This is a genomic window from Megasphaera sp. DJF_B143 (assembly GCF_900320625.1).
Classification (GTDB): Bacteria; Bacillota; Negativicutes; order Veillonellales; family Megasphaeraceae; genus Megasphaera; species Megasphaera hexanoica.
Map to the genome: position 1 here is coordinate 1 of NZ_ONTA01000105.1, position 8,208 is coordinate 8,208.

At 48.4% G+C, this 8,208-nt stretch carries 7 protein-coding genes; 4 read left to right on the forward strand and 3 right to left on the reverse strand.

The genetic code is table 11. From position 1 onward, the window contains the following. Positions 1-310, forward strand: a 310-nt coding sequence (locus DBO31_RS09260) for a hypothetical protein (RefSeq protein ID WP_159897741.1), incomplete at its 5' end; no start/stop codon positions are given. A gap of 76 nt (positions 311-386) precedes the next feature. Beyond that, positions 387-1,082 carry a gamma-glutamyl-gamma-aminobutyrate hydrolase family protein gene (locus DBO31_RS03025; protein ID WP_113856084.1) on the forward strand — a complete coding sequence of 232 codons (696 nt, stop codon included), beginning with the start codon at positions 387-389 and terminating at the stop codon, positions 1,080-1,082. Positions 1,083-1,187: 105 nt separating this feature from the next. On the opposite strand, the gene DBO31_RS03030 is transcribed toward DBO31_RS03025, so the two are convergent. Beyond that, entirely contained in the window at positions 1,188-4,109 is a 2,922-nt protein-coding gene (locus DBO31_RS03030; protein ID WP_150824411.1) for a DUF3427 domain-containing protein, read from the reverse strand. 20 nt (positions 4,110-4,129) lie between these two features. Beyond that, on the reverse strand, positions 4,130-4,540 hold the full coding sequence (locus DBO31_RS03035) for a (deoxy)nucleoside triphosphate pyrophosphohydrolase (RefSeq protein ID WP_075582195.1): 411 nt from the start codon (positions 4,538-4,540) through the stop codon (positions 4,130-4,132). A 756-nt stretch (positions 4,541-5,296) separates the two neighbouring features. Between DBO31_RS03035 and DBO31_RS03040 the strand changes: the two genes are divergently transcribed. Together DBO31_RS03040 and DBO31_RS03045 are read left to right on the forward strand one after the other, a co-directional pair. Beyond that, positions 5,297-6,475 carry a M20 family metallopeptidase gene (locus DBO31_RS03040; protein WP_113856081.1) on the forward strand — a complete coding sequence of 393 codons (1,179 nt, stop codon included), beginning with the start codon at positions 5,297-5,299 and terminating at the stop codon, positions 6,473-6,475. Positions 6,476-6,551: 76 nt separating this feature from the next. Then, a complete protein-coding gene (locus DBO31_RS03045; RefSeq protein WP_150824412.1) occupies positions 6,552-7,748 on the forward strand; it encodes a hypothetical protein in 1,197 nt (398 codons plus the stop codon). Positions 7,749-7,855: 107 nt separating this feature from the next. Here DBO31_RS03045 and DBO31_RS03050 read toward each other — a convergent pair whose 3' ends face one another. Further along, a complete protein-coding gene (locus DBO31_RS03050) occupies positions 7,856-8,104 on the reverse strand; it encodes a hypothetical protein (RefSeq protein WP_150824413.1) in 249 nt (82 codons plus the stop codon). Positions 8,105-8,208 lie beyond the last annotated feature (104 nt).

Sequence of the window (8,208 nt, forward strand, 5' to 3'; positions counted from 1 at the left end):
GAGAATCCTGATTTATCATGGTCCTTTTGTCCACAAGAACTTAATACGCGGTGAAGCCGGTACGATGAAAAAATTTCATGTACAACCCTTATATTTCCGCTCACTGGAAGATACGATTCTGGCAATCTATGACCATCTGGCATCCTATGCCGTGCGTTCAGATGTCCCCGGTTTTATCAAAGACAGAGTCTGGAAATTAATGAGGCATGGCCGTCCGGGATTTAGCGGAGGAAAAAGGAAGAAAAAGCAGCCGTGGCATTATACGGTCACCAGGAAATCCATTTTAGAATGTACAGACTGGCGTGGATAACGGAGTCTTCACGCTATGAGGGATTGAGGAATGTTGTTTTATGTCGGACTGGATTTATGATGAGGAGGGGTTGATTATGAAAAAAATGGTCGGCGTGATGCCGCTCTGGGATGATGAAAAGGAAAGTATCTGGATGTTGCCGGCATATATGGAAGGCTTGAAAGCGGCAGGGATGGATTCTTTTATTTTCCCTATGACGCAGGATGAGGATGAAGTGAAACGGCTTGTCGGGCTTTGTGACCAGATCCTGCTGACCGGGGGACACGATGTCAATCCTTCGCTGTATCAGGAGGAACCGGTGAATGCATCGGTTGAATGGAATGAGACGAGAGATGTGATGGAAGAGAGGGTCATATCCCATGCACTGGCTCAGGATATGCCTGTCCTGGGAATCTGCCGGGGACTGCAGATCCTGAATGTGGCACTGGGAGGTACGTTATACCAGGACCTGCCGCTGCAGCATCCGTCAGACACGGATCATCATATGACGCCTCCCTATGACCGGCCTGTTCATACGGTCCGGGTCCTGCGGGACACGCCGCTTTATGATCTGTTGCAGACGGAGCATATGGGCGTCAACAGCATTCATCACCAGGCTATACGGAAACTGGCACCGGATTTGCGGGAAATGGCCCTATCGGAGGATGGCCTTGTAGAAGCCGTCTATATGCCGGGGAAACGCTTTGTATGGGCCGTCCAGTGGCATCCGGAATATGGGTTCCCCTCTCATGAGGACTGCCGTGCCATTTTCCGTGCATTTTCCCGGGCATGATGTCCTGCTGGATAGTGCCGGATGCATGGCAGGAATCCTGTTTGTTTTCTGCATCCGTATGGTGCACCGGTTGATGAAACGGTAACGGAATCCCCTATCGGCCGGTCAGTGGGTAAGATATTCATACAGCCTGGTTTCGACCGGGACATCCAGCTTGAACTGGAAATTGACGACTGGCAGGATTTTCCCATCATTGCCAGTCATTTCTTTTTGTAGTGGTCCGGCGACTACCGCGAGGTCTCCCAGATAGTAGAAATCGGTGCCTTCGCTGTCACTTTTTTTGACAAAGAGCAGTTTCCGTGTCAGTGGTGACTGGATTTTGGGAACTTCTCTGGAATCCAGCCGGACACGGGACCGGGTCATCCAGCTGAAGCGGCCGGGCGCGATGAACTGGTCTTCGTATTTGGTGCTTTCGGAAATATCGTCGCTCTTTTTATAGGTGACAAAAATCGGGCAGGTGCGCCGTCCCGTCGTTTCAAAATCGCTGTCATCGACGATGGCATAGCCATTGAGCGTCCCTTCGCGGTTCGTCTTATAATTGAGCAGGCGCGATACGTCTTTACGGGAGTATTTTCCATAGCGGACGAATCCGCCGGCATAGGCCTGGCCGTCGGTCTGCTTGTGGAACTGGTATATGCCATAGGCCAGACAATCGTTCAAATAGGTCAGAAATTCGCTGTTTTTTATGAGGAACTTCATCTGGGGCGTCAGGACGAACTGATCTTCCTTGAGCGATACGAGGGCAATGTGCCGGTATTTTTTCTGGGCCGTCTGTGTAAAAAAGTGCAGGGACAGGACATTTTCGATGCCGGCAATCGTTTTTTCCGATGTTTCATAGCCACAGGTATGACGTATATACGCCCGGAGATCGCCTATAGAAAGGGAAGGATGGGATAAGAGATACTGCAGGATCCACAATTCCTCCAGCCGTTTGCCGTTGGCCAGTTCCAGACTGACCAGTTTCAGCACGGCTTCATGGTCTTCCGTGAGCGTTGCCGGTGTCTTATCGATGCTTTGGGCGTAGGCGAAATAGGACTGACTTTTTTTGACATATAAGTACGGATCTTTATCCCCAAGCCTTACGAAATCCATCATGAGCGGCCGCCGTCCCAGACGGTATTTCAAATCTTTATAAGACTGCTTTAGTTCCTGCGCATCGGCCAGCCATTTCCGGTTGTTGATGGCTTCGTATATTTTTTCTTTGACGACATCCTGGAAATGGACAGAGGTGGAACCGGGCAGGAAATTCTGTGACATCGTACGCCGCACATCGTCCTTGTTGTAGGTGCGGTCTCCGTAGAGGGCGATAGGCAGAAGAAAATTGTTTTTGTAATTGCCGATGAAATCGAGGACTTCCAGATAGCGTTTATGGGGGAATTTGCGCAGGCCGCGGCCCAATTGCTGGACGAAGATGATGGCCGACTGGGTAGGGCGCAGCATGATGATCTGGTCGATTGAGGGAATATCGACCCCTTCGTTGAATATATCGCGGGTCAGGATGTACTCGATATAATCAGGCGTCGTATCCGGACTGCCTTCGAGGCGGCGGATGGCATCATCCCTCATTTCCGGGGTAGAATCACCGCTGAGTGCTATGGCCCGGCGGCCATGCTTTTGCAATAAGCCGGCCAGTATGCGGGCTTCTTCGACGCGGCTGCAGAATATAAGACAGCGCAGGCGGTTTCCATCACACCCGTAATAAGAAGAGTAGTACAGGATATGGCGGACCCGTTCTTCGCAGGTCAGATCCTGTATGGTGGCGGATTCATCCAGTAGTTCCCCGTTTACGGAAATATCGGCAATGCCGTGATAGTGGAACGGTACCAGCATATTTTCCGCCAATGCCTGATGGAGACGGATTTCATAGGCGATGTGGTGATGAAACAGTTCGTAGATATCGAAATCGTCGGACCGTTCCGGCGTGGCCGTCATGCCCAGCCAGAACCGGGGTTTGAAATAGTGGAATATCCGTTGGTAGGAAGCCGCTCCGGCACGGTGTACTTCATCGACGACAATATAATCAAACGAGTCCGGAGAGAATTTTGTATATACGTCAGGCTGGGAAAGGGTCTGGATCGTACAGAAGAGGTAAGGTGCATTCCAGTCTTTCTGATTGCCGGATAACAGGCCCGTATCTTCCCGATCACACCAGACGGTTTCATAACTCCGGCGGGCCGCTTTGGCGATGAGTTCCCGGTGGACGACGAATAAGAAACGCTTTGGCTGGAAGATGCGCACGTCAAAAGCAGACAGGTAGGTTTTGCCTGTCCCCGTTGCCGAAATGAGGAGCCCTCTGTCAGCGCCCTGGTCGCGCAGCTGCCGGAGTCCCTGCAGGGCTTCCTTCTGCATGGCATTGGGATTGATGGTCTGCATGCGTGCCAGATGGGTATGCCGGGGCCTGTTACAGGTGTATACACGTTCGTACGCGTTGATCCAGTTTTCATCGACGGGGACGGCTTCCTCCCAAAGCGTATCGAATTCCGAACGCATCTGCCGGATGAGGCCGCCATCTTTGGATGAGGTGAAAAAGACATTCCATTCCTGGTTTGTCGTCAGGGCGGAGGCCGTGAGGTTGCTGCTGCCCAGGATCATCGTGTAGTTTTCCTGAGTCCGGTTGGGCAGATGGAACAGATAGCCTTTGGCGTGGAAGCCGTGGTCTTCCGTGACCATGCGGAGCTCGATGGATGATGGCGGACAGAGGTAGGTCTGCAGGGTGAGCAGGTCGCGAAGGGCGTCGGGTTCAGTGAAGTTCAGATACTGGGAAGCCAGGATATAGCCTTTGACCGGACGGTCTTTATATTCCAGCAGCACATCTTTCAGGCAGGCAATGCCTGATTTGGTGATAAAGGCTACGGAAAAATAAAACTCATCGCAATAAGAAAGCTGCGTAACCAGTGTATCCAGCACTTTCGTCTTTTGTGCGCGGTTATTGGTCACAATACGGGGAACATACCGTGAATCCGCTTTCGTATTATAATCGATAAAACCTTCGCGTAAACAATTTTCCAGTACATTGCCTGTCGTCATCGTGGAGCACCCTTTACTATTTAATCCGGTTTCGATTCAGAAACTAATTTTTCCATGATAGGCTGATCGGCTGCCGCCCAGTCCAGGGATGGCAGTTCCTGCGGCGGAAGCCAGCATGACGCAATATGCTCTTTGCGGATAAATTCCGGTGAAGAGAGGGGACAATAGAAGGCATGCATGGTAATGGCAAAATCGGGGTACTGATGATGGACCGTCATATATAAGTCACTTTCCTTGATGGTCGTATGAATGTTCATTTCTTCCCGTAATTCCCGTTCCAGTGCGGCGTGCCGTGATTCTCCCGCTTCTATTTTTCCGCCAGGAAATTCATATTTGAACGATACATAAGGATATTTCCCCTTTCCCCGCTGCATGCAGAGAATGTTTCCATTATACGTCAGAATAGCCGCTACGACTTCCAATTGTTTCATCAGTTCGTCACCTTTCCTGTCAATTATTCTGGATCTATTATACTATTTCTTGTTTATCGATACCAGGGCAGAAAAAATGCCTGTGCCTATATGGATTTTTAGCTGCCAGGATAGGAATTGCCATGGACCTGACTAAATATATATGACAAGCTTATACAATCGGTATTCAGAAAACGGGGAACGTCATATACGAAATGTTCTTCTGTCTTTGTGAAATGGACAATATAGCAGTGTGAAAGTATTAAATATAGTAAATTAATACCCTTGTTTTCTTAAAATATTTCATAATAAGCCAAATTTTTCTAAATGCATAAAAATAGAAGTTCTGAATATGCGTTTTGGTAATTGATTGAGATAAAACAAAACATTTTTCACAATAATTAATTGATATTTGTAATTTCGCAATAGACATATCAAATAAGGCATTGTTTTATGCATATTCTATAAAATTTAAAAATAATTGGAATAATATTAGTATTAGCATTTATAATTTAAAATAAATGCTTTACAAAATAATGAAAATGACGTAAAATCAAGCTATAAAGAATATAAACGCATTTAATTAATGCGTTTATATTCTAACTGGCCGGACAAAAAATAAAAACTGTATGATTTTCATGTACGCGTACAAAGAATAAAAAAGCGCTAAGATGATATATTGAAAAAGAATTATCTTTCGATTATCAAATCTTATTTTCTTTACTATGTCGTATTCGTATTATTTAATGAATATTTATGTGATTGGAGTGAAAACATATGGAACATGATAAGCTGATGGAACGATATAATGATGACATCATCCGCCTGCGCAGGGAGTTTCACCGGCATCCGGAACTCAGTTTCGAGGAGACAGAAACTACGCGGAGGATAGCATCTGTTCTGGATGAATGGGGAATTCCGTATCAGATTAATGAAGAAAAACATACAGGACTGGTTGCCAGGATTTCCGGTGCCCATCCTGGAAAAGCGGTGGCTCTCCGGGCCGATATAGATGCTCTTCCTGTAACGGAAAAAACAGGACTTCCTTTTGCTTCGGAAGTTCCCGGACGGATGCATGCCTGCGGTCATGATAATCATATTGCCATGCTCCTGGGAGCGGCACGGATGCTGCTTGATATAAGAGATCAAATATATGGCGATGTCTATCTGGTATTTCAGCCGGCAGAGGAAGCTGGCAAAGGCGCGGTCTATATGAAGAAATTTGGTGACTGGTTTGCGAAAATAGGGGCCATTTTCGGTGCCCATATCTGGAGCAGCGTACCGGCTGGTACCGTTGCCATCCGCACTGGCCCGTTCATGGCGGCGGCAGATAAATTTACTATCCGCATTCACGGAGTCCAGTCTCACGGTTCCCAGCCCTGGTCCGGCGTCGATGCCATCGTGGTCGGTTCGGCTATTGTTACGAATCTCCAGTCCATTGTATCCCGTCAGCTCTATGCCATTGATCCGGTCGTCGTGACGGTCGGTAAATTCCAGGGTGGCGATCGCTGGAATATTGTGAGCGGCGAAGCCGTACTGGAAGGGACAACGCGGTATTTCCGCCGCGAAATCGGCCCGGAACTGAAGGAACGGATGGAACGCATTGTAGAAGAAACGGCCAAAGCCTATGGCGCCACGGCAGAATTAGACTATCAGTTCCTCATTCTGCCCACCATTAATGACGATGCCTGTACGGCCATCGCCCGCCAGGCTGTGACGGAAGTGCTGGGACCCGATGCCATTCAGGAAAGTGATCTGGTCATGGGCGGAGAAGACTTTGCATTTTATCAGGAAGACAAACCGGGATGTTTCATATTTGTAGGTACCCATAATCCCGATTGTAACGCAACCTATCCGAATCACAGCAATTATTTTACCTCTGATGAATCAGTTCTTGCCGGCGGTGCACGGGTATATGCCCAGATGGCCATTGACTGGCTGAAACAAAATAGCTGATACAGAATCATGGAGATACAAGGCTGCTGCGGTGGGGATCGTCTGGCAGCCGGAACATACAAGAAAGGGTGATTGTATGTATAACTTTGCTTTAGCTTTTACCATCTGTGCTATATTTTATATTGCCGGGGAATGGGTAGACAAACTTACTCATGCCTGGGTGCCATCTGTCTTTGTTACGGCTATTCTGATGCTGCTGGGTTACTGGTTTATCCTGCCGTATAATCTGATTACAGATAGTGTACTGCTGCCGTTTGGTGCTACACTGGGCCTGTTCCTGTTACTGGTCCATATGGGAACGGTACTCAGCCTGAAACAGCTTATGATGCAATGGCGGACCATTGTCATCTGTCTTGCCGGTCTGATCGGGATGTGTACGGCCTGCTGGTTCCTGTGCCCCCTGTTTATGGACCGGACCCTCATGATTACGGGACTTCCGGCTCTGACCGGCGGGATTGTCGCGGCTACGATCATGCAGCAGGCTGCTGCCAAGGCAGGACTCGTGACGGCGGCTGTCTTTGCCATTACGATATATTGTGTACAAGGTTTTGCCGGCTATCCTCTGACGGCGGTTTGCCTTAAAACGTACGGAAAACAACAATTGAAATTATTCCGGGCCGGAAAAGTCACCATGAGTGAAGCCGATAAACATGCCGTAGAAAATGCCAACGCCGCCGTAGGTGTCAGTCATGCCAAAACGATTCTGCCACAGCTGCCGGCTCAGTTCGATACGACTGTTGTAAAATTAGGAAAGCTGGGATTTGTCGCATGGCTGGCGACCCTGGCTGGTTCGGCGACGGGAATTTCCGGTGCTATCTGGGCTCTTGTGTTTGGTGTCGTCTTCTGTACCATTGGTTTCCTCGACCGCGATGCCCTGAACAAAGCGAATTCGTACGGCATTTGCATGTTTGCACTGATGATGTTCATATTTGATGGCCTGAAAGACTGCACGCAGGAAATGTTGTTATCCATTATCGGGCCCATGTTCGTCCTGATTATCATCGGCGTTATCGGCATGGCTATCATTGCCTTTATTGCCGCTCGTGTTCTTCATATTTCGTTTTACCTGGCATTTGCCAATGGACTTACTGCCCTGTATGGTTTCCCGCCCAATATCATCATTACGGAATCGACCTGTGATTCTCTGGCAACGTCTCCTGAAGAAAAGGAATTCCTTATGAGTCGTATGTTCCCGTCCATGCTGGTAGGTGGTTTCGTAACGGTTACCATTACCTCGGTCGTACTGGCCGGAACGTTTGCTTCCTTCTTATAACAGAATCATTTGCTCATACAGAGCCGTTCATAAAGAAAAAGGAGCTGGCCTGTGATATGCTTTCCGTCAGTACGGCGGTATACATATCGGCAGGTACAGCTCCCTTTTTAGCTGTATCGGTTGTAAGATAGTTTTCCGGATTGGGTCAGCAGACGTGCATAGTCCAGATGGCCCCGGGCGGGATTGGCATCGTGGGACAGGTAGTCCTGGTAATAAGCAAGACCCCGGTCTTTCTGATTCAGCGCAATATACTTCCGGCTGATGATGTAACTGAGCATCCTGTCCTTTTTCCATTCCGGATGTGCGTCAACCAGTATCTGCATATGATGAACGGCTTTGTCTTTCTGTCCCGTCATATATTCGTATATCTTCTTTTAACCTAATCCGCCAGAAGTCCTCCACCTCTTAGGTGGGGGACTTCTGGCGGGTATGGCGAATTTACGTAAGTAATTGAGCCATA

Excerpts from the sequence above, each read along its gene's own strand:
- DBO31_RS03025 (WP_113856084.1), top strand. The coding sequence starts at position 387 with ATGAAAAAAATGGTCGGCGTGATGCCGCTCTGGGATGATGAAAAGGAA.
- DBO31_RS03040 (WP_113856081.1), top strand. The coding sequence starts at position 5,297 with ATGGAACATGATAAGCTGATGGAACGATATAATGATGACATCATCCGC.
- DBO31_RS03050 (WP_150824413.1), bottom strand. The coding sequence starts at position 8,104 with ATGACGGGACAGAAAGACAAAGCCGTTCATCATATGCAGATACTGGTT.
- DBO31_RS03035 (WP_075582195.1), bottom strand. The coding sequence starts at position 4,540 with ATGAAACAATTGGAAGTCGTAGCGGCTATTCTGACGTATAATGGAAAC.
- DBO31_RS03030 (WP_150824411.1), bottom strand. The coding sequence starts at position 4,109 with ATGACGACAGGCAATGTACTGGAAAATTGTTTACGCGAAGGTTTTATC.
- DBO31_RS03045 (WP_150824412.1), top strand. The coding sequence starts at position 6,552 with ATGTATAACTTTGCTTTAGCTTTTACCATCTGTGCTATATTTTATATT.